We start from the raw sequence: 20,699 nt of genomic DNA on the forward strand, positions 1-20,699 counted from the left end.
ACCACACATGCACCGACACAGCTGGCGGGGTGCCCTCGGGGTTGCCAGTTGCGGGTGCATGGAGGCCTAACCCGTATTAAAAGGAGTATTCGTCATGGCCAAGGTGACCATGCGTCAGATGCTGGAGGCCGGCGTGCATTTCGGCCACCAGACCCGTTACTGGGATCCGAAGATGGCCCCTTACATCTTCGGCGAGCGCAACAAGATTCACATCGTCAACCTGGAGAAGAGCCTCCCGCTCTACCAGGACGCGGTCAACTACGCGGGCAAGCTGGCCGCCAATGGTGGTCGGATCCTGTTCGTCGGCACCAAGCGGGCGGCCCGTGATGCCGTGCGCGAGGAAGCCGAGCGCTGCGGCATGCCCTACGTCAACCACCGCTGGCTGGGCGGCATGCTGACCAACTTCCGGACCGTGAAGCGGTCCATCCGCCGCTATAAGGAACTCCAGGAGCAGAAGAGGGACGGCACCTTCGAGAAGCTCGGCAAGCGCGAGGTCCTCTCACTTCAGCGCGAGATGGACAAGCTCGAGCGCTCCTTCGGTGGAATCGTCGATATGGAATCGCTGCCGGACGCACTGTTCGTGGTCGACGTCGGTTACGAGCGGATCGCCGTGCAGGAGGCCCGCAAGCTGGGGATCCCGGTCGTCGCGGTTGTTGATACCAACAACAGCCCCCGCGAGGTCGACTACGTCGTCCCCGGCAACGATGACGCCATCCGGGCCATCCGTCTGTATCTGCGCGGCATCTCCGATGCGATCATCGATGCCCGCATGGCCACTTCCCAGGCGCCAGCCGGCGATGACGAGTTCGTGGAGCTCCCCGGCGAGCCTGCCGCCGCCGAGGCCTCGGCCGATGAGCCCGCGGGCGCCGAAGCCGCCGCCGCGACGGAAGAGGGCAGCAAGGACAAGAGCGCCGGCGACGAGTAGGGCGCTGGTTAACCGGAAAAGGATAGAGGACAATCTGATGGCGATTACCGCACAACTGGTGAAGGATCTGCGGGAGCGCACCGGCGCGGGCATGATGGAATGCAAGAAGGCGCTGGTGGAGACCGATGGGGATATGGACGCCGCCGTCGAGCACATGCGCAAGCGCGGGCTTGCCAAGGCCGACAAGAAGGCTGACCGGGTCGCCGCCGACGGCGCAGTGATCGCGGCCCTGGCGGAGGACCGGCGCAGTGGCGCGATCGTGGAGATCAACAGCGAGACCGACTTCGTCGCCAACGGAGACGACTTCCAGTCGTTCGGCCGCAAGGTGGCGGACCGGATTCTGGCGGATGACCCGGCGGATCTGGGCGCCCTGCTGGCGCTGCCGCTCGAGGATGGTGGCGCGCCGCTGGAGCTTGCTCAGAAGGAACTGGTGGCCAAGGTCGGAGAGAATATCCAGGTCCGGCGTTTCCAGCGCTATGCCACGGACAGCGGACAGGTCCATCACTACCTCCACGGCAGCCGTATCGGTGTGCTGCTCGAGCTTGAGGGAGGTGACGAGGCCCTGGGCCGCGATCTTTGCATGCATATCGCGGCGAGCCGTCCGGTCTGCGTCAGTGTTGACGATGTTCCCGAGGAACGGGCCGCCAGCGAGCGCGAGATCCTCGTGGCGCAGGCACAGGAGTCGGGCAAGCCCCAGGAGATCATCGACAAGATGGTCGAGGGTCGACTGCGGAAGTGGTTGAGTGAGATCACACTGCTTGGACAGCCGTTCGTCAAGGACCCGGACCAGACCGTGGAGAAACTCCTCCAGGCGCATGGCGCGAGGGTGGTGCGCTTCGCCCGGCTTGAGGTCGGCGAGGGGATCGAAAAGAAGGAAGAGAACTTCGCCGAAGAGGTCGCGGCAACGGTTCAGGGCAGCTGAGGGTCGCGCCATGACGGATCCGGTCTATCGGCGGATTCTGCTCAAGCTGAGTGGCGAGGCACTCCTTGGCGATGCCGAGTACGGCATTGATCCTGTGGTGCTGCGGCGACTCGCCACCGAAGTCCATGCCCTGATCGATCGGGGCGTGGAGGTGGCGCTGGTGATCGGCGGCGGCAATATCTTCAGGGGCGCGGGGCTGGCCGCGGCCGGTATGGACCGCGTCGGGGCCGATCACATGGGAATGCTCGCCACGGTCATGAATGGCCTGGCGATGCAGGACGCCCTCGAGCGGGAGGGCGTCTTCACCCGCGTGATGTCGGCGATCAAGATCAATCAGGTCTGCGAGGACTACATCCGGCGGCGGGCGATACGCCACCTCGAGAAGGGGCGTGTCGTCATTCTCGCCGCTGGTACGGGCAACCCGTTCTTCACCACCGACTCGGCGGCCAGTCTCCGGGCAGTGGAAATCGGTGCTGATGTCATGCTCAAGGCGACGAAGGTCGACGGTGTGTATTCCGCCGATCCCGTTACCGATCCCGGCGCGCGTCGGTATGAACGCCTGACCTATGATCGGGTGCTCGACGAACGCCTCTCGGTGATGGACGCGACGGCGATCGTCATGTGTCGTGACCAGAACATGCCCATCATCGTGTTCGATATTAACCGTCCCGGCGCGCTGGCGAGTATCGTTGAGGGCGAGAACGTCGGCACCCGGGTCGAATGAGGATGACTTCATGATCGATGACATTGCCCAGGACGCGGATCAGCGGATGGACAAAAGCGTGGAAAGCCTTCGGCAGGATCTGCACAAGATCCGGACCGGTCGCGCCCACACCAGCCTGCTCGACCAGGTCACTGTGAGCTACTACGGCACCGAGGTGCCGCTCAATCAGGCGGCGTCGGTGGCGGTGGGCGACGCCCGTACGCTGCTGGTGACACCCTTCGAGAAAAGCATGGTGGCCCCCATCGAGAAGGCCATCATGGAGTCCAACCTCGGACTGACTCCGAACTCGGCCGGTCAGGCGATCCGTATTCCGCTGCCTCCGCTCACCGAGGAGCGTCGGAAGGACCTGGTCAAGGTGGTGCGTAGCGAAGGCGAGCAGGCGAAGGTGGCGGTCCGCAACATCCGGCGCGACGCCAACGGGGATCTCAAGCAGCTCCTGAAGGACAAGGAGATCACCGAGGACGAGGAGAAGCAGGCGGAGGATCGTATCCAGAAGCTCACCGATCGGCATGTCAAGGCCATCGACGAGGTCCTCGCCGCCAAGGAAGAAGAGCTGATGTCCGTGTGAGGCCGTCAGCGACCTGTCGCGCAGCATGAGTGAGTCGCCACGAGCGGTCCCCCGTCACGTCGCCGTGATCATGGACGGCAATGGCCGCTGGGCGGCCCGTCATGGCGAGCCCCGGCACCATGGGCATCGGGCTGGCGCCGAATCGGTCAGGCGAACGGTGGAGTCCTGTGCCCGCGCCGGAGTCGAGGCACTGACCCTGTTCGCCTTCAGCAGTGAGAACTGGCGCCGTCCGGCGGCGGAGGTCAGCATGCTCATGGAGCTTTTCATGCGTGTGCTTGATCGCGAAACGAACCGTCTCCACCGCAACGGGATCCGGCTGAATATCATCGGCGACCGCTCTCGACTGGCAAGGCGCCTGCAGGAGCGCTGTGCGTCGGCCGAGGCGCTGACCGCCGGAAACACCCGCATGCAGTTGAATATTGCCGCCAGTTATGGCGGCCGATGGGACATCGCCATGGCGGCGCGGCGGCTTGCCGAGGCCGTGGCCGCCGGCGACCGCACGGCGGCGTCCATCGATGAAAATGCCCTGGCGGCGGAAGTCTGCCTGCATGACCTTCCGGAACCGGATCTTTTCGTGCGGACCGGCGGAGAGCAGCGCATCAGCAACTTCCTGCTCTGGCAGCTTGCCTACACCGAGCTCTATTTCACTCCCGTGCTCTGGCCCGACTTCGACGAGATCGAAATGGAGCGGGCCCTGGCATGGTTCAAGGAACGCGACCGGCGGTTCGGCGGGATCCGCGAAGACGTGGGGGATGATGCCGATGCTTAGGCAGCGAGTGCTCACCGCGATCCCGCTGGTCATGCTGGTGCTCGCCGTCATCTGGCTGCTGCCGGGCGTCTGGCTGCAGGGGCTCTTCGCAGTCGCGGCACTGATTGCGGCCTGGGAGTGGGCGGGCCTCTCCGGCTTTGACGGGCGCCTCGGGCGCCTGGGCTATGTCGTCGTGCTGGCCGCGGTGCTCGCGGTCCTCGCAGCGAGTGACGCAGCGGCCAGCCAGATCTGGCTGATACCGGGGCTGCTGTGGTGGCTTGCGGTTGCCGTCTGGGTGCTCGCCCAGGCGCGCCGCGGGCACTGTTACCGCCTCCCGTTCTGGCTCCCGGCCGTGGCCGGCCTGATTACGCTTGCCCTGGCATGGCTTGGGATCGTCGCCATCCATTCGCTGCCGGTGAGCGGCCCTTTCTGGGTCACGCTGCTGATGGCCCTCGTCTGGGGGGCGGATATCGGTGGCTATTTCGCCGGGCGGCGTTTCGGCCGGCACAAGCTGGCCCCCGCGATCAGTCCCGGTAAAACCTGGGAGGGAGTCGCCGGTGGTCTCTTGCTCGGGCTGCTGCTCGCGCTCCTCCTGCAGCAGGTGGGCGCCGCAACGCTGTCCGGGCTGCCCGGGCTTGGATGGCTCCTGCCGGTCGCGACGATGGTCATCTCGCTGTCCGTCATCGGTGATCTTGCTGAGAGCGTCCTGAAACGTCAGGCTGATCGCAAGGATAGTGGTCAGCTACTGCCCGGACATGGCGGCATGCTCGACCGGATCGATGCCCTGCTGGCCGCCGCGCCGGTCATGGCAGCCGCACTCATGAGGGTGGGATGACGGATTCTGCGGCCGCACGCGGCGTCGCCATTCTGGGCGCCACCGGGTCAATCGGCACCAGCACACTGGATGTCATCGCCCGACATCCATCGCATTACAGGGCGACGGCCTTCAGTGCGTGCCGCGATGTTGATGGCATGGAGGCGCTGTGCCGTCGCTTCCAGCCCGATCTCGCCGCCATGGCCGATGCCGGCGCGGCAGCGGCACTCCACGCCCGCCTCGCTGATCTGGATGGTGTCGACGTGCTGTCCGGCGAAGCCGGACTGGTGGCGGCGGCAAGTATGTCGGGTGCCGACACTGTGGTGGCCGGCATCGTCGGCGCGGCCGGACTCGCCCCCTGCCTGGCTGCCGTCGAGGCCGGTAAACGTGTCCTCGTGGCGAACAAGGAGGCGCTGGTGGTGGCCGGCGATCTCATTATGTCGGCGGCCCGGCGTAGCGGTGCGCTCCTGCTGCCCATCGACAGTGAACATAATGCCATTTTCCAGTGTCTCCCGCCGCAGGCAGCGACGCTGGACGACGCAGGCGTCGAACGACTCGTGCTGACCGCCTCCGGCGGACCCTTCCGCGATCGAGATCCGGCGACGCTCGCCAGCGTGACGGTGAAGGAGGCCTGCGCTCATCCCAACTGGTCCATGGGGCGGAAGATCTCCGTCGATTCCGCAACCATGATGAACAAGGGTCTGGAACTTATTGAAGCCTGTCGGTTTTTCGGCGCTTCCGCAGGCCAGGTCGACGTGCTGGTGCACCCCCAGAGCCTGGTCCATGCCCTGGTCCAGTACCGCGATGGCTCGACGCTGGCCCAGATGGGTAACCCCGATATGCGGACGCCGATTGCCAACGCCCTCGCATGGCCCGAGCGTATCGCCGCGGGCGTGAAGCCGCTCGATCTGCTGGCTGCGGGTCGCCTGGATTTCTCGGCGCCGGACGGGGGGCGTTTCCCTTGTCTGGCACTCGCCCGCGCGGCGCTGGACGCCGGCCATGGCGCGACAGCGGCATTGAACGGTGCCAACGAGGTGGCGGTGGGAGCGTTTCTGAACGGCGAGCTGCGCTTTGACCGGATCGCGGGGGTCATCGAGGAGACGCTGTCCGCGATGGACGGTGAACCCGAGAACCGGCTTGAGGCATTAATCGACCACGAACAGCTTGCACGTCGCGAGGCCACCGCGTCACTCAAGCGCTGGAGTCATTGATGAGCTGGCTGATCAATATCCTTGGATTCCTGCTGGTGATCGGCGTACTGGTGACCGTGCATGAATTCGGCCACTTCTGGGTGGCCCGCCGCATGGGCGTCCGGGTGCTGCGCTTCTCGGTCGGGTTCGGCCGGCCGCTACTCAAGCGCACGGGTGCGGACGGGACGGAGTATGTCCTCGCCGCGATTCCGCTCGGCGGCTACGTCAAGATGCTCGATGAGCGCGAGGGGCCGGTGGCGGACGGCGATCTGGATCAGGCGTTCAACCGCAAGCCCCTATGGGCACGGAATGCAGTGATCGCGGCCGGACCGGTTTTCAACTTTGCGCTGGCGATCGTGGCGTACTGGCTGGTCTTTGTCATCGGCGCGACGGAAGTCCGACCGATTATCGGGCCGGTCACCCCGGAGACACCCGCCGCCGAGGCGGGGCTCATGGAAGGTGACGAATTCGTGCGGGTCGATGGTGCCCGCGTCAAGGCGTGGGATCAGGTGGTGATGACGTTGCTTGATGCGGCCGATGACGAGCCGGTCCGAGTGGAGGTTGCCCGGGGTGATGGGCGACCGGTGGCGCTGTCCCTCGACCTGACCGACACGCGTCTGCTCGACGAGCAGGGTGAAGTCCTCCAGCGTATCGGGTTGAGCCCCTGGCAGCCGACCATCGAGCCGGTCATTGACGAGGTCGTCTCCGGCAGCAGCGCCGGAGAGGGTGGGCTGCAGCCCGGGGACCGTATCCGCCGCGCTGATGGCGAGGAAATTGGCTCCTGGCGCAGTCTGGTGGCGTTCGTGCGCGAGCGCCCGCAGACCTCGGTCGATCTCACCATCGAGCGGGACGGGCGCATCCTCGAGCGCACTGTGATGCTCGGCAGTCGGGGCGAGGGCGATCAGGTCATCGGCGTGCTGGGCGTCACACCCCGGGTGCCGCCGGGGCTGTTCGACGATCTCCGCCATGAGGTGCGCTACGGGCCAGTAGCCGCCATGGGCGAGGCGATGGAATCGAGCTGGCGGGCGGTAACACTGACCATCGATGTCCTCATCAAGATGGTCATCGGTGAGGCGTCGGTCAAGAACCTGAGCGGGCCGATCAACATCGCGCAATATGCCGGTGACTCCGTATCGCTGGGACTCATTCCATTCCTGAAGTTTCTCGCGATCGTCAGCATCAGTCTTGGTATCCTTAACCTGATGCCGGTGCCCGTACTTGATGGCGGGCATCTGCTCTACAACACGATCGAGTGGGCCAGGGGGCGTCCCCTATCGGAGGCGGCACAGGGGCTGGGCCAGCAGATCGGCCTGGCATTGCTGTTCATGCTGATGACCCTGGCCTTGTACAACGACCTGCACCGTCTCATGGGCGCCGGGGGCTGAGCGAAGGGCGAATGATGCGAACACGACTGGCGGCATTCCTGCTGTTTCTGACCGTCGCGACCGGCGCGCAGGCCTTCACGATCGAAGAGATCCGCATTCGGGGCCTGGATCGTATCGCCGAGGGCACCGTTCTGAACTACCTGCCTCTCGAAGTCGGGGACGAGGTCGATGCTCGCGCCAGCGCGGACGCCGTGGAAGCACTCTTCGACACGGGATTCTTCGATGACGTGGCGCTGCTGCGTGATGACGACACGCTCATCATCGCGGTGGAGGAGCGGCCGGCGATCGCCCGGATCGAGTTCGTCGGCAATGATGCCGTCGCCAGCGACCGGTTGCGCGAAGGCCTGACCGCTGCGGGTCTCGGCGAGGGCCAGAGCTTCGACCGCTCGCTACTCGCCACCATCGAGCGTGAGCTCGAACAGCAGTACTTTGCCCTCGGCTACTATGACGTGGGCGTCGAAAGCACCGTCTCACCGTTGCCGCGCAATCGCATCAGCCTGCGACTGGATATCGAGGAGGGTCAGCCGGCCTCGGTGCAGCCGGTGCGCTTCATCGGCAATCGGGACTTCGACACCGACCGCCTGCGCGACCGCTTCCAGATGGGGCCGAAACCCTGGTGGGCCTTCCTCTCCAATCGTGACAAGTACTCCCGTGAGCGCCTCTCCGCCGATCTCCAGCGTCTACGGGCCTTCTACCGAGATCGTGGATATGCGGACTTCCGCATTGAATCAACCCAGGTCACGATCAGTCCCGACCGGCAGCGCATCCATATCACCGTCAATCTGGACGAGGGGCAGCAGTACACGGTTGGCGACATTGCCCTGGCTGGCGATCTGATCTACCCGGAGGAGGAGCTTCGTGCCCTTCTTGAGCTGAACAGCGGCGAGATCTACAACCAGCGCAACATCACCGACACGGTGGAGGCCCTCCGCGACAAACTTGGCGAGCGCGGCTATGCCTTTGCGCGCATCAACCCGATCCCGGACTTGCGGGAGGCTGAACGCATCGTCGATCTGACCTTCTTCATCGACCCTGCTGACCGGGTCTACGTGCGCCGTATCCGCATCAGCGGTAACGAGACCACCCGGGATGATGTCATCCGGACGGAGCTGCGGCAGTACGAAGGGACCTGGCTCTCCACCTCGGATCTGCGCGAGTCGGAGTCGCGTCTCGGCCGGCTCGGCTTTTTCAGTGACGTGAGCATCGACACGCCACGGGTGCCGGGGACGACTGACCAGGTCGATGTCGAGGTCAATGCCACGGAACGCCTGTCGGGAAGCCTGCGGGCCGGTGTCGGATTCGGGTCGGGTGAGGGTGTGATACTCAATCTCGGCGTCGAGCAGGACAACGTCTTCGGCACCGGTGACCGCGCCGAGTTCGTCGCCAACAGTGATGATGCCGATACCGTCTACCGACTCTCCTATCTGGAGCGCAACTTCACGATGAGCGGAATCGACCGGCGCTACGCGCTGTCCTTCCGCGACCGCGACGCCGGGGAGGCCGATCTGGCGGATTACGGCCTGAAGACGACCCGGGCCTCCTATGGCTACCGGATTCCGGTCACCGCCAACGACCGGGTCGGCGCGGACCTGACCTTCGAGGACGTGTCCCTCAGCTTCACGGATCCCACGCGCATCGAGCAGCGCTTCGTCGACCGTAATGGGACGAGCAACACCAACATCCTCGCGGATCTCTCCTGGACGCGGGATACGCGGAACTCCGCCGTCTTCCCCACGCGTGGCGGACGTCAGAGCACCAGCCTGGAGGTCTCACTGCCGGGGATTTCCGACCTCGAGTATTACCGCCTGACGTATGAACAGTCGCGCTTCTTCCGGCTGACCGACCGCTTCACGCTGGCCCTCGACGGGACACTTTCCTACGGCGATGCGTACGGGACGGGCGAAACGCTGCCGTTCTACGACAACTTCTATGCCGGAGGCATACGCACCGTGCGCGGTTTCGAGCTCAACTCGCTGGGACCCCGTGACGAGAACAACGACCCCACCGGCGGCAACGTGCGGGCCCTGGGCCGTGCCGAGGTCCGCTTCCCGCTGGCCGAGGACGAGGAGGGCAACAACCTGCGGCTGACGAGCTTCATCGATGCCGGCCAGGTATGGGATCGTGAGCACGAGGATCTGAACGGGTTCACCGGGATCAGCCTGTCCGACGTGCGCTATTCCGCCGGGGTCGGTCTGATCTACTTCTCGCCCATCGGCCCGTTCACCATGAGCGTGGCACAGCCGCTCAATGCGGAGTCCGGCGACAAGAAACAGCCGTTCCAGTTCACCATCGGGGCGTCGTTCTGAATGAATGCATTCATGCGGAAAACGGGATCGGGGCGCGGCGCACGGCATCTGCTGGCGGCAGTCGTCCTGCTGCTCGGCAGCCCGGTCGCGCTGGGACAGGTCAGCGCGAATCTCACCATCGGGTACGTCAACCCCGGGCGGGTCTCTGATGAGGCACCGCAGGCCGACGCGGCGCGACAGCGGCTGCAGGAGGAGTTCGCGCCGCGGGACGAGGAAATCGTCGCCATGCAGGAGGAACTGCGGGCCCTGGAGGATCAGCTCGCCGAACAGCGCATGCGCCTGGACACGGAGGCCGAGCAGGAGCTGCAGCGTCAGATCGTGACCCAGCGCCGACAGATCCAGCGTCAGCAGGAGGCCTTCAGGGAGGATTTCAATCTGCGCCGCAACGAGGCCCTCGGGGATCTCCAGCAGCGCATCCTGCGTGTGGTCGAGGCATTCGCCGTGGAACAGGGTTACGACCTGGTGGTGAGTGATGGCGTGGTTTTCGCCAGTGACGCGGTGAATATCACTGATCGCATCATCGAGCGGCTCGAACGGCAGTACGAGCAGCGCAACGGGTCGCAGTAACGGGGTCTGGCCGGTGACATCGCAGGACTACACGCTCGCCGAGCTCGCGACGTTGACGGAAAGCCGGCTCGAGGGGAGCGGCGAGCGCAGCATCCGCGGTGTGGCTCCGCTGGAATCGGCCGGGCCGGACGACATCAGTTTCCTGGCCAATCCCAAATACCGGGCGCATCTTGCCAACACCCGCGCCGCCGCGGTCATCCTGCCGGACACCGAGTTGGCCGACGCCTACGGTTTCGCGGTCCTGCGGGCCGATAACCCCTATCTGGTCTTCGCGCGGATCGCGCGGCTGCTCAACCCGTTACCCCGAGTCATTCCCGGCGTCCATGCGTCGGCCAGCGTCGCCGCGGGAACACACCTCGCGGAGACGGTGCGGGTAGACGCGCAGGCGGTCATCGGTGAGGGGACGGTGATCGGCGCGCGGTGCCGCATCGGCCCGGGCGTCGTGGTTGGGGCGAACGTGGTGATCGGCGATGACTGCCGCCTTGATGCAAACGCGTCGGTGCTTGACGGCGTCCGGCTGGGCGACCGGGTGCATATCCTGCCCGGCGCGGTGATCGGTGGTGAGGGGTTCGGCTTCGCCCATGCGGGGGACCACTGGGAACCGGTCCCGCAGCTCGGCAGCGTGGTCATCGGCGATGATGTCTCCATCGGCGCCAATACCACCGTTGACTGCGGTTCGCAGGGTGACACGATCATCGGCGACGGCTGCAAGATCGACAATCTCGTGCAGGTGGCGCACAACGTCCATATCGGCGAGCATACGATCATCGCGTCCGGGACCGGCATTTCCGGGAGCACGCGCATCGGGCGATACTGTACGATCGGCGGGTCGGTGGGGTTCGCCGGGCATCTGGAGATCGCCGACGGCGTGACGTTCACCGGCATGGCGATGGTGATCGGCAACGTGCCTGAGGCTGGCGTCTATTCGTCGGGGATCCCCGCGATGCCAACACGCGACTGGCGCCGGAGCGCAGTGCGCTTCCGGCAGCTCGATGAGATGGCGCGCCGGCTCGAGAAACTGGAGAAGGCAGTGGAAAACACAAAGGAGCGTGATGAGCAGTGATCCCTCGCAGCAGGCGGCGGAGCGCGTAATCAATCTGGACGGAATCAAGCGCCGTCTGCCGCATCGCTATCCCTTCCTGCTCATCGACCGCGTCGTGGATTACTCCCCCGGCGAGTGGTTGCGCGCGGTGAAGAACATCAGCGCCAACGAGCCGTGGGCGGCGGGGCATTTCCCTGACCGGGCCATCATGCCCGGTGTGCTGCTCGTGGAAGCCATGGCGCAGGCATGCGGTCTGCTCGCCTTCGTCACCGATGAGGCCCGTGCGGACACCGAAATGCCCTCCGAGGCGCCGCTCTTCTATCTTGTCGGGGTGGATGACGCGCGCTTCAAGCAGCCGGTGGAGCCGGGTGACAGCCCTCATATGGTGGCGTCGCTGGAACGCGTCGTTCGTGGTATCTGGCTGTTCAAGGCGCGGGTCGAGCTGAACGACCGCCTCGTGGCCAGCGCCGGCATCCGCTGCACGATGAGGACGATGTGACGGCAGTCCACCCGACTGCGGTTGTGGACCCTGGTGCCGAGCTCGCGGCCGATGTCGAGGTGGGGCCCTATGCGGTCATTGGCCCGGGGGTGGAAGTCGCTGCCGGCTGCGTCATCGGGCCGCATGCGGTGATCCGGGGCCCGACCATGATCGGTCGAGGCACGCATATCTACCAGTTCGCCTCCATCGGAGAGGTTCCCCAGGACAAGAAGTACGCCGGCGAGGACAGCGCCCTCGAAATCGGGCGCAACAACACCATCCGCGAGTTCGTGACGATCAATCGCGGTACCCGGGACGGGGGCGGCGTGACGCGCATAGGCGATGAAAACTGGATCATGGCCTATGTGCACATCGCCCATGACTGCCTGGTGGGGGACAGGGTGGTATTCGCCAATGGCGCCTCGCTGGCCGGCCATGTGCTGGTCGAGGAGGGCGTCACCCTCGGGGGGTTCACGCTGGTCCATCAGTTCTGTCGGCTGGGCGAGGGCTGCTTCACATCGATGGGCAGCTGTATCCGGCGTGATGTCCCTCCCTGGGTCATGGTGGCCGGTGACCCGGCGATACCCCACGGCACCAACGGCGAGGGGCTCCGTCGCAGGGGTTTTGATGGCGAGGGCCAGCGTCGTCTGCGCGCCGCCTACCGGACGCTCTACAAGCGTGGCCTGCGTCTGCAGGAGGCCATCGAGGCCATCGCCGCCGACGCGGCCGATGACCCGGTGATCGAGCGTTTCGTGGCGTTCCTGCGGGAGTCCCCCCGCGGCATCGTCCGCTGAGTCCGGGGCGGTATGCGGATCGCACTCGTCGCGGGTGAACCCTCCGGCGACTATCTTGGCGGTGGCCTGATCCGGGCGTTGTCCGGGCATTACCCCGGCGCGACCTTCGAGGGTATTGGCGGCAGCCACATGACGGCAGCGGGTCTCGAGACTTTTCACCCGCTCGATGCCCTGTCGGTGATGGGTGTTGTCGAGGTTCTGCGGCACCTGCCGCGGTTGCTTGCCATCCGGCGTGAACTGCGTCGCCGCTGGATGAGTGATCCGCCGGACGTCTTCATCGGCGTGGACGCGCCGGATTTCAATCTGGGCCTGGCCCGCTCGTTGCGCGCCACGGGAATCCCGACACTGCAGTATGTGAGCCCGACGGTCTGGGCCTGGCGATCCGGTCGGATCCGGCTGATCCGCCAGGCGGTCGACCGCATGCTCTGTATCTATCCGTTCGAGGATGAGTTCTTCGCCCGGTCGGGCGTCGATTCGCGTTTCGTCGGCCATCCGCTGGCTGACGAAATCGCATTGAATACCGATCATGCGGCGGCTCGCGAGTCGTTCCGGGTGCAATCCGGCGAGACCATGGTCGCGCTCCTGCCCGGCAGCCGATCCAGTGAGATCCAGCGGCTGCTGCCCGTATTCCTGGAAGTGGCCGGCCGGGTCGCGGCGGTCCACCCGGAGAGCCGGTTCGTCATACCCGCCGCGACCCCGGCGCTGCAGACGATGATCGAGCACGGCATTGACGGGCCGCCGCGGGCGGCGAGGGTGGAGGTGACTCCCGGGCAGTCGAGGCAGGTGCTGGCCGCCGCCGATGCCGGGCTGATCGCATCGGGGACGGCCACGCTGGAGGCCATGCTGCTGAAATGCCCGTCGGTGATGGCCTACCGGGTCAATGCCATGACCGCCATGCTGGCGCGCCGAAGCCTGCGGATCCCCTTCTTCGCCATGCCCAATCTCATGGCGGGCGAGATGCTCATGCCGGAGTTCGTGCAGGACGAGGCCAATGCGGAGGCCATTACCCCCGCTGTCCTCTCGCTGCTCGAGGCACCCCGCAAGCGGCGGGAAATCGCCGAGCGGTTCGCCGAGCTCCATGCGCGGCTCCGGCTCAATGCGAGCGAACAGGCGGCGACAGCGGTTGCGTCCTTACTGGCCAGCCGGGGGCGATTGGATGGATGACATCATCGTCGACGATATCGCGGGGGTTGATGAGGTCGGTCGCGGCCCACTGGCCGGTCCGGTGGTGGCGGCCGCGGTCCGGCTCGACCCGTCCGTCAGCTGGTCCGGGCTGCGTGATTCGAAAAGGCTCTCGGCGCGACGCCGGGAACGGATGGATGCCATGATTCGGGCGCAGTCGCTGGACTGGCGCATCGGCATCGCGAGCGTCGAGGAAATCGATCATCTGAATATCCGCATGGCCAGCCTGCTTGCCATGCAGCGCGCCGTGGCGGCACTGGCGCCGGCGCCGCGGGAGATCCTGGTGGATGGACGGGATCTCCCGGAGGTGGCATGCCCGGCGACGGCGGTGGTTGGAGGCGATGACCGCGTCCCCGCTATCGCGGCGGCCTCCATCATCGCGAAGGTCTACCGCGACCGATGCATTCTCGAGTTGCATGACCAGTATCCGGAGTACGGGTTCGACCGACACATGGGCTACCCGACCGCGCTGCATCGCGAGCGGTTGCAGGCCATCGGGCCCTGTCCCGCGCACCGGCGCTCCTTCGCCCCGGTGAGAAGACTCCTCAGCGCCTGATCACCTCGATCACCCGTTCGACATCGGCGTCCGGCATCTCCGGGTACATCGGCAGAGAGAGGCAACGCTCCGCGACCGAATCCGCCATCGGGCAACCCGGGCCCGTCGGGCTCATGGTGGTCACCTGCTCGGCTCCGCCGAAGGCCGCCTGCTGGTGAAGGGGGACGGGGTAGTAGACCGCCGAGGCGATGTGTTCCGCCGTCAGTCGTTCCATCAGTGCCTCGCGCCCGGGGCGGTCGTCGCAGAGCAGCGTGTACTGATGATAGACATGCGCCCCGATACCGTCCTCATGGGGCGTGATCAGTCCCGGCAGATCACCGAGCCCCTCGCTGTAGCGGTGGGCGATCCGGCGTCGGCCGGCGTTGAAGCGGTCGATATGGGGCAGTTTGGCCCGGAGAATGACGGCCTGGAGCTCGTCCAGCCGGCTATTGTAGCCAATGCGGTCATGGTAGTACCGACGGCGGCTGCCGTGATTGCGCAGGGCGCGCAATTCACCGGCGATGGCCTCGTCCTGGGTCGTGACCAGACCACCGTCGCCATAACCCCCCAGGTTTTTGCTCGGGAAGAAGCTGAAGGCTCCGGTCGTGCCGAGGCTCCCGGTCATGTTGCCGTCGATCTCGGCGCCGAATGACTGGGCGCAATCCTCGATGAGCAACAGGCCATGGTCCTCGGCCAGCGTCTGGAGACGTGGCATATCCGCGGGTTGACCAAACAGGTGGACCGGTACGATCGCCCGGGTCCGTGGTCCGATGGCCGCGGCGACCGCCTCGGGGTCGAGGTTGAAGGTCCGCGCATCGATATCGGCGAAGACCGGCCGGGCACCGGTATAGCAGATCGCCTCTGCCGTGGCGATGAAACTGAACGGCGTAGTGATCACCTCATCGCCCGGGCCGATACCCGCACCCAGCAGGGCGAGATGCAACGCGTCGGTGCCCGAGGCGACGCCGACGGCATGGGCGCAGCCCAGGTAATCGGCCGCCTCCGCCTCGAACGCCTGGACACCTGGGCCGAGGATGAAGCGCGCCTCGTCCAGCGCCGCTGCCAGGCCCTGGTCAATGGCGTCGCGCACCAACGGGTACTGTGCCGTCAGATCGACCATGGGTATGGGATGGGGTGAGGTGTCGCTCATACGGCATTCCGGTTCAGTTGCTGTCCGATCTCGATGGCGGCCGCCAGCGCCCGTCGACCATCCCGTGCATCCACGACGGGTCGACTCCCTTCGCGGATGCATGCCACGAAGGCGCTGATCTCATCGGCGAGGGCGTCCCGTCGATCGATGTCCCGCTTCTCCCGCTCGATCTGGTCCATGGTGGGCGGCCCCTGTGCCTCGACACGCCGTCGCTGGATGTCCATGACGCCAGCCTGGAGGTCGAGGGCAAGGTAGGCGTTGGGCTGGAAGATTCGCATCCGCCGCTCTGCCCTGGGACTTACGCGGGATGCCGTGACATTCGCGATGCAGCCGTCGGTGAAGCGCAGTCGGGCATTGGCGATGTCGATATCACTGGAAATGACCCGTGCCCCGCTTGCATCCATCTGCTCCAGCGGGGCCTCAACGAGTTCAAGGATCAGGTCAATGTCGTGAATCATGAGATCCAGCACGACACTGACATCGGCGCCGCGCGGATTGAATGGCGCGATGCGGTGGGACTCGATGAATAGCGGCCGTTGGATCTCCGTCGCCGCCGCGACCATGACCGCATTGAACCGCTCCAGGTGTCCGACCTGTATGAGACAGCCGTTTCCGCCGGCGGCCTCGATGAGTTCGTCCGCCTCGGCGAGCGTCGTCGTCATGGGCTTTTCGATGAGCAGGTGCAGTCCGGCGCCGATCAGCTCCAGCGCAATGGGATGATGCAGGCGTGTCGGCGTCACGAGGCTCGCGGCGTCGACCCGGCCGAACAGTGCCCGGGGGTCGGTCCACGCCTCGCAGCCGAGTTCCTCCGCCAAGGTCCGGGCCCGGTCGGCATCGGCATCCACCACGGCAACGAGGTCGCAGTCAGGGTGTGCCGCATATTTCTGCGCATGAAAGCGGCCGAGATAACCGACACCCACGACGGCCGTGCGAAGCGGTTTCATCGGGTCAGCCCCCGGCGGCTGGCGCGGATAAAAGCGGTAAAGCCGTCGATCTCCGGCCCGCTCAGTTGTGGATCCGCACTGATCGCCTCGAGCGCGGTGCCGAGCGATTGTCCGCGCCGGAAGACCAGGTCGTAGGCGCGGCGAATGCCGCGGCGCTGGTCCACGTTCAGACCGGCCCGCCCCAGGCCCCGGGTGTTCAGGCCGCGGAGGCGGGCGCGGTTACCCGCCACAAGGGTATAGGGCGCGACGTCCCGCGTGACCACTGCGCCGCCACCGACCATGGCCAGACGGCCGATATGCACGAACTGATGGATACCGCAGACAGCGGAGATATACGCCTGGTCCTCGACGTGCACGTGGCCGGCCAGCTGACTGGCGTTGGAGATGGTGACCCCGTTGCCGATGCGTCCGTCGTGGCCGACATGGCTGTAGGCCATGAAGAGGTTGTTGTTGCCCACCCGTGTGAGACCGTCCTCCTTGGTGCTTGCCCGATGCACCGTCACGAATTCACGGAAAGTGTTTCCCGCGCCGATCTCCAGAGCCGTTGGCTCGCCCCGATAGCCGGTATCCTGCGGCGGCAGCCCGAGCGTGGCATGGGCGGCGACATGATTGCCCGGTCCCAGGCGGAGCGGGCCCTCGAGTACGGCATGGGGGCCGATGATGCAGTCATCGCCGACGGCGACGTTCGGGCCGACCACCGCGTAGGCGCCGATGCGGCTGCGCTCACCGATTTCGGCTCCGTCGTCGATGCAAGCGGTCGGATGAATGCGGGTCTCCTGCATCCGTGCATGATGGCGGAAACGGTCGATCACGGCCAGTCCACGATCTATCATTGCGGCGTATTTCGGCGGTACGATTATCGGTCTGACCGGCCCGGGAAGGATCATGTCGCCAGCGTTTGTTCATCTCCATCTGCATACCGAATTCTCGCTGATTGACGGGACCGTGCGGGTCAAGCCGCTGGTCGAGGCGGCCGCCCACGAGGGGATGCCGGCGGTCGCGGTGACCGACCAGGGCAATCTCTTCGGCATGGTCAAGTTCTACAGCGCCGCAGTGACCGCCGGCGTAAAGCCGATCATCGGTGCCGATCTGCGTATCGCCGACGCCGACCGGGACGGTCACCATGTGCTGACCTTCCTCTGCATGGACGACGCGGGCTACGCCAACCTCACCCGGCTGATCACGGCGAGCTACCTGGAAGGGCAGGGTGAGGGGCTGCCGCTCGTCAACCGGCGCTGGCTCGATGACTGGAGCGGCGGGCTGATCGTCCTCTCCGGCGGTGCCCGCGGGGATGTCGGTGAGGCGCTGGTCTCAGGCAACGGCGATCTGGCCCATCGCCGGCTTGCTTTCTGGCAGGAGCGTTTCGGTGACCGTTTCTATCTTGAGCTGCAGCGGACCGAGCGCCCGGGCGATGAGGCCCATGTGCATGCCGCGGTGGCGCTCGCCGCGGAGACGGGGACGCCGGTGGTTGCCACCAATGACGTGCGCTTTCTTGAGCAGGGCGACTACGAGGCCCACGAGGCAAGGGTCTGCATCCACGACGGCCGGATCCTTCATGATCAGGATCGGCCAAGGCACTACAGCGACGCGCAATACCTGCGCAGCCCCGCGGAAATGGTCGAGCGGTTTGCCGACATTCCCGAGGCCATCGACAACACGCTGGCGATCGCCCAGCGGTGCAATCTCTCACTGACCCTCGGCCAGAACGTCCTCCCTGATTTTCCCGTACCCGGTGAGCAGACCATCGAGGATTACCTGCGCGAGGAATCGCGGGCGGGTCTGGCCCGGCGGATCGAGCGGCTCGGCACGCCCGGTGGCGAGGAGTCGGCGTACTACGCGCGTCTTGATCACGAACTCGATGTGATCATCCAGATGGGCTTCCCGGGATACTTCCTGATCGTCGCCGACTTCATTCGCTGGGCCAAGTCCCGGGATATCCCCGTGGGTCCGGGGCGCGGATCGGGTGCCGGATCACTGGTGGCTTATGCGCTGGACATAACCGACCTGGATCCATTGCGTTACGACCTTCTCTTCGAGCGCTTTCTGAATCCGGAGCGGGTATCCATGCCGGATTTCGACGTCGACTTCTGCATGGAGAAGCGCGACCAGGTCATTGACTACGTCGCCGAGCGCTACGGCCGCGAAAAGGTCTCCCAGATCGCGACCCACGGCACCATGGCGGCAAGGGCGGTGGTCCGGGATGTCGGCCGGGTGCTTGGACATGGCTACGGCTATGTCGACCGCATCGCCAAGATGATTCCCTTCGAGATCGGCATGACGCTGGCCAAGGCACTGGCCCAGGAGGCCGATCTGCGGGAGCTCGCCGAACAGGACGAGGATGTGGGCTTCCTGCTGGACCTGGCGGGCCGGCTCGAGGGGCTGTCACGCAATGTCGGCAAGCATGCCGGCGGCGTGGTGATCGCTCCCAGCGATCTCACCGACTTTGCACCGCTGTTCTGTGAGCCGGATGGCAGTGGCCTGGCGACGCAGTATGACAAGGATGACGTCGAGGCGGTGGGCCTGGTCAAGTTCGACTTTCTCGGCCTGCGCACCCTCACCATCATCGACTGGACCGTGAAGGCGGTCAACGCGCTTCGGGAAGCTCGTGGCGAACAGGCGCTGGACATCGCCACGATCCCGCTCGACGACAAGCAGACGTTCGACCGGCTGAAGGAATGCCAGACGACGGCGGTATTCCAGCTGGAATCCCGGGGTATGAAAGATCTCATCCGGCGCCTGCGTCCGGATAGTTTCGAGGACATCGTCGCGCTGGTCGCCCTGTTCCGTCCCGGTCCACTTCAGTCGGGCATGGTCGAGGATTTCATCGACCGCAAGCACGGCCGCAAGCCGGTGGCGTATCCGACGCCAGAACTCCATCACGATGCGCTCAAGCCCATCCTCCAGCCCACCTATGGCGTGATCCTCTACCAGGAGCAGGTCATGCAGATCGCCCAGGCGGTCGGTGGCTACAGCCTTGGCGAGGCGGATCTGCTGCGCCGGGCCATGGGCAAGAAAAAGCCCGAGGAGATGGCCAAGCAACGCAGCATCTTCCTCGAGGGAGCGAAGGCGCAGGGTCTGAAGGCCGAGCATGCCGAGGGCCTGTTCGACCTGATGGAAAAGTTTGCCGGTTATGGCTTCAACAAATCGCATTCGGCGGCTTACGCGCTGCTGTCTTACCAGACGGCCTGGCTCAAGGCGCACTACCCGTCGGCCTTCATGGCGGCGGTGCTGTCCTCCGACATGGACAACACCGACAAAGTGGTCACGCTGATCGACGAGTGTCGCGCCATGTCCCTCGAGGTGGCGCCACCGGACGTCAATCGCTCGGACTGGATGTTCCGCGCCCCGGATGATGGTGGCGTGGTCTATGGCCTGGGCGCGGTCAAGGGGGTTGGCCACTCCGCCGTGGAGGCCGTGGTCGAGGCCCGGCGGGAGGGCGGCTGCTTCAGTGATCTCCATGATCTGTGCCGGCGGGTCGACCTGCGCCGGGTCAACCGTCGGGTGCTTGAGGCGCTCATCCGTTCGGGCAGTCTGGATGGCATCACGCCCAACCGCGCCACCGCCATGGCTGACCTGCCGAATGCCCTGCAGGCCGCCGAGCAGCAGAGCCGCAACACGGAACTCGGCCAGGATGACCTTTTCGGCCTGGGTGCGCCGACAGAAGGGGATGCAGGTGAGGGGGGCGAACATCCGCTCGAGCGGATGACGGAGTGGCCGGAACGCGAGCGACTGGCGGCCGAGAAGGAAACCCTCGGGCTCTACCTCACCGGTCATCCGATCAGTGAGCATGAGGCGGAACTGGCGGGCTTCGTCAGCTGCCGGCTCAACGAGGCCGGCATCGGCCTGGAGCGCAGTACCGGGCGTCGGGACAGCGAGCAGCGCGTGGTGCTGGCCGGGCTTGTGGTGGCGGCCCGCAGTCGAGTGACCCAGAGTGGCCGGAGACTGGGTTTCGTCACACTGGATGACCGGACGGCCCGAATGGAGATCGTCCTGTTCGGGGATGTCTACCAGCGCCACCGTCATCTGCTTGAGAAGGATCAGCTCATCGTGGTCGAGGGTGACCTCGGCTACGACGATTTCAGTGACGGCTATCGCGTGTCGGCGGAAAGAGTATATGACCTGGCGGGCGCCCGGCTTCATTTCGCCCGGCGGCTGGTGCTGCGCGTTGATGCCGAGCAGGCCGGCAACGGTTTCGTGCCGGCGCTGCAGCAGACACTGGCGCCCTACCAGCAGGGCGAGTGCAGCGTATGCATCGACTACGAAGGTCCGGATGTCTGCGCGCGGGTCCGCCTCGGCGAGGCGTGGCGGGTGCGTCCGGAGCCCGAGTTGATCAGTGCCCTGTCGCAGTTGCTGCCAGCGGATCGGGTCGCCGTCGACTACCGGCGCCAGGCGCGTGGTACGATCTGGCAATCTTGACTGAAGGAG

Annotated in this window: 19 protein-coding genes; 16 read left to right on the forward strand and 3 right to left on the reverse strand. The window is 65.7% G+C overall.

All coding sequences use genetic code 11. The features are described from left to right. Positions 1-94: 94 nt before the first annotated feature. The 15 genes from rpsB to rnhB are packed head-to-tail and all read left to right on the forward strand — an operon-like array spanning position 95 to position 14,201. The gene (gene rpsB / locus V6X63_RS00470; protein ID WP_367966626.1) at positions 95-925 is read left to right on the forward strand and encodes a 30S ribosomal protein S2; all 831 of its coding nucleotides are present in this window, start codon (positions 95-97) and stop codon (positions 923-925) included. A 37-nt stretch (positions 926-962) separates the two neighbouring features. Then, the gene (gene tsf, locus V6X63_RS00475; protein ID WP_367977852.1) at positions 963-1,847 is read left to right on the forward strand and encodes a translation elongation factor Ts; all 885 of its coding nucleotides are present in this window, start codon (positions 963-965) and stop codon (positions 1,845-1,847) included. A gap of 10 nt (positions 1,848-1,857) precedes the next feature. After that, complete coding sequence (gene pyrH, locus V6X63_RS00480) at positions 1,858-2,571, forward strand: UMP kinase (RefSeq protein ID WP_367966628.1); 714 nt, start codon at positions 1,858-1,860, stop codon at positions 2,569-2,571. A 10-nt stretch (positions 2,572-2,581) separates the two neighbouring features. After that, positions 2,582-3,139, forward strand: coding sequence for a ribosome recycling factor (gene frr, locus V6X63_RS00485; RefSeq protein ID WP_367966629.1), 558 nt, complete (start codon positions 2,582-2,584; stop codon positions 3,137-3,139). Positions 3,140-3,164: 25 nt separating this feature from the next. Beyond that, entirely contained in the window at positions 3,165-3,908 is a 744-nt protein-coding gene (uppS, locus tag V6X63_RS00490) for a polyprenyl diphosphate synthase (protein ID WP_367977853.1), read from the forward strand. Continuing rightward, the gene (locus V6X63_RS00495; RefSeq protein ID WP_367966631.1) at positions 3,901-4,722 is read left to right on the forward strand and encodes a phosphatidate cytidylyltransferase; all 822 of its coding nucleotides are present in this window, start codon (positions 3,901-3,903) and stop codon (positions 4,720-4,722) included. Before uppS ends, V6X63_RS00495 begins: the two co-directional genes overlap by 8 nt. Further along, positions 4,719-5,912: a 1-deoxy-D-xylulose-5-phosphate reductoisomerase gene (locus V6X63_RS00500; RefSeq protein WP_367977854.1), complete on the forward strand. Its 1,194-nt coding sequence runs from the start codon at positions 4,719-4,721 to the stop codon at positions 5,910-5,912. The genes V6X63_RS00495 and V6X63_RS00500 overlap by 4 nt, the downstream gene beginning before the upstream one ends. Beyond that, positions 5,912-7,276, forward strand: a complete 1,365-nt coding sequence (gene rseP / locus V6X63_RS00505; protein ID WP_367977855.1) for an RIP metalloprotease RseP — start codon at positions 5,912-5,914, stop codon at positions 7,274-7,276. Before V6X63_RS00500 ends, rseP begins: the two co-directional genes overlap by 1 nt. Positions 7,277-7,287: 11 nt before the next feature. Then, entirely contained in the window at positions 7,288-9,582 is a 2,295-nt protein-coding gene (bamA, locus tag V6X63_RS00510; RefSeq protein WP_367966634.1) for an outer membrane protein assembly factor BamA, read from the forward strand. Then, entirely contained in the window at positions 9,583-10,149 is a 567-nt protein-coding gene (locus V6X63_RS00515; RefSeq protein WP_367977856.1) for an OmpH family outer membrane protein, read from the forward strand. Between the two features lie 13 nt (positions 10,150-10,162). Then, positions 10,163-11,212, forward strand: coding sequence for a UDP-3-O-(3-hydroxymyristoyl)glucosamine N-acyltransferase (gene lpxD / locus V6X63_RS00520; RefSeq protein ID WP_367966636.1), 1,050 nt, complete (start codon positions 10,163-10,165; stop codon positions 11,210-11,212). Next, positions 11,202-11,690, forward strand: coding sequence for a 3-hydroxyacyl-ACP dehydratase FabZ (gene fabZ, locus V6X63_RS00525; RefSeq protein ID WP_367966637.1), 489 nt, complete (start codon positions 11,202-11,204; stop codon positions 11,688-11,690). The genes lpxD and fabZ overlap by 11 nt, the downstream gene beginning before the upstream one ends. Further along, positions 11,687-12,463 carry an acyl-ACP--UDP-N-acetylglucosamine O-acyltransferase gene (gene lpxA / locus V6X63_RS00530; RefSeq protein WP_367966638.1) on the forward strand — a complete coding sequence of 259 codons (777 nt, stop codon included), beginning with the start codon at positions 11,687-11,689 and terminating at the stop codon, positions 12,461-12,463. The genes fabZ and lpxA (V6X63_RS00530) overlap by 4 nt, the downstream gene beginning before the upstream one ends. 12 nt (positions 12,464-12,475) lie before the next feature. Further along, on the forward strand, positions 12,476-13,627 hold the full coding sequence (lpxB, locus tag V6X63_RS00535) for a lipid-A-disaccharide synthase (protein WP_367966639.1): 1,152 nt from the start codon (positions 12,476-12,478) through the stop codon (positions 13,625-13,627). Continuing rightward, on the forward strand, positions 13,620-14,201 hold the full coding sequence (gene rnhB / locus V6X63_RS00540) for a ribonuclease HII (RefSeq protein WP_367966640.1): 582 nt from the start codon (positions 13,620-13,622) through the stop codon (positions 14,199-14,201). The genes lpxB and rnhB overlap by 8 nt, the downstream gene beginning before the upstream one ends. On the opposite strand, the gene V6X63_RS00545 is transcribed toward rnhB, so the two are convergent. Genes V6X63_RS00545 through lpxA (V6X63_RS00555) form a run of 3 tightly spaced genes read right to left on the reverse strand, consistent with a single transcriptional unit; the run spans position 14,191 to position 17,107 of the window. Next, entirely contained in the window at positions 14,191-15,330 is a 1,140-nt protein-coding gene (locus V6X63_RS00545; RefSeq protein WP_367966641.1) for a DegT/DnrJ/EryC1/StrS family aminotransferase, read from the reverse strand. The two genes, rnhB and V6X63_RS00545, sit on opposite strands and share 11 nt — an antisense overlap. After that, the gene (locus V6X63_RS00550) at positions 15,327-16,274 is read right to left on the reverse strand and encodes a Gfo/Idh/MocA family protein (protein WP_367966642.1); all 948 of its coding nucleotides are present in this window, start codon (positions 16,272-16,274) and stop codon (positions 15,327-15,329) included. The genes V6X63_RS00545 and V6X63_RS00550 overlap by 4 nt, the downstream gene beginning before the upstream one ends. Next, positions 16,271-17,107 (reverse strand): acyl-ACP--UDP-N-acetylglucosamine O-acyltransferase, encoded by an 837-nt coding sequence (gene lpxA, locus V6X63_RS00555; RefSeq protein ID WP_367966643.1) that lies wholly within the window; start codon positions 17,105-17,107, stop codon positions 16,271-16,273. Before lpxA (V6X63_RS00555) ends, V6X63_RS00550 begins: the two co-directional genes overlap by 4 nt. A 52-nt stretch (positions 17,108-17,159) precedes the next feature. Here lpxA (V6X63_RS00555) and dnaE point away from each other — a divergent pair, with 52 nt between their 5' ends. After that, positions 17,160-20,690: a DNA polymerase III subunit alpha gene (gene dnaE / locus V6X63_RS00560; RefSeq protein WP_367966644.1), complete on the forward strand. Its 3,531-nt coding sequence runs from the start codon at positions 17,160-17,162 to the stop codon at positions 20,688-20,690. Positions 20,691-20,699: the final 9 nt, after the last annotated feature.

The organism is Spiribacter onubensis, from assembly GCF_040838425.1.
GTDB lineage: Bacteria > Pseudomonadota > Gammaproteobacteria > Nitrococcales > Nitrococcaceae > Spiribacter > Spiribacter onubensis.

Excerpts from the sequence above, each read along its gene's own strand:
- uppS (WP_367977853.1), top strand. The coding sequence starts at position 3,165 with ATGAGTGAGTCGCCACGAGCGGTCCCCCGTCACGTCGCCGTGATCATG.
- bamA (WP_367966634.1), top strand. The coding sequence starts at position 7,288 with ATGATGCGAACACGACTGGCGGCATTCCTGCTGTTTCTGACCGTCGCG.
- V6X63_RS00515 (WP_367977856.1), top strand. The coding sequence starts at position 9,583 with ATGAATGCATTCATGCGGAAAACGGGATCGGGGCGCGGCGCACGGCAT.
- dnaE (WP_367966644.1), top strand. The coding sequence starts at position 17,160 with ATGTCGCCAGCGTTTGTTCATCTCCATCTGCATACCGAATTCTCGCTG.
- V6X63_RS00550 (WP_367966642.1), bottom strand. The coding sequence starts at position 16,274 with ATGAAACCGCTTCGCACGGCCGTCGTGGGTGTCGGTTATCTCGGCCGC.
- fabZ (WP_367966637.1), top strand. The coding sequence starts at position 11,202 with ATGAGCAGTGATCCCTCGCAGCAGGCGGCGGAGCGCGTAATCAATCTG.
- rseP (WP_367977855.1), top strand. The coding sequence starts at position 5,912 with ATGAGCTGGCTGATCAATATCCTTGGATTCCTGCTGGTGATCGGCGTA.
- V6X63_RS00545 (WP_367966641.1), bottom strand. The coding sequence starts at position 15,330 with ATGAGCGACACCTCACCCCATCCCATACCCATGGTCGATCTGACGGCA.
- frr (WP_367966629.1), top strand. The coding sequence starts at position 2,582 with ATGATCGATGACATTGCCCAGGACGCGGATCAGCGGATGGACAAAAGC.
- V6X63_RS00495 (WP_367966631.1), top strand. The coding sequence starts at position 3,901 with ATGCTTAGGCAGCGAGTGCTCACCGCGATCCCGCTGGTCATGCTGGTG.
- rnhB (WP_367966640.1), top strand. The coding sequence starts at position 13,620 with ATGGATGACATCATCGTCGACGATATCGCGGGGGTTGATGAGGTCGGT.
- pyrH (WP_367966628.1), top strand. The coding sequence starts at position 1,858 with ATGACGGATCCGGTCTATCGGCGGATTCTGCTCAAGCTGAGTGGCGAG.
- lpxA (WP_367966643.1), bottom strand. The coding sequence starts at position 17,107 with ATGATAGATCGTGGACTGGCCGTGATCGACCGTTTCCGCCATCATGCA.
- rpsB (WP_367966626.1), top strand. The coding sequence starts at position 95 with ATGGCCAAGGTGACCATGCGTCAGATGCTGGAGGCCGGCGTGCATTTC.
- lpxB (WP_367966639.1), top strand. The coding sequence starts at position 12,476 with ATGCGGATCGCACTCGTCGCGGGTGAACCCTCCGGCGACTATCTTGGC.
- tsf (WP_367977852.1), top strand. The coding sequence starts at position 963 with ATGGCGATTACCGCACAACTGGTGAAGGATCTGCGGGAGCGCACCGGC.
- V6X63_RS00500 (WP_367977854.1), top strand. The coding sequence starts at position 4,719 with ATGACGGATTCTGCGGCCGCACGCGGCGTCGCCATTCTGGGCGCCACC.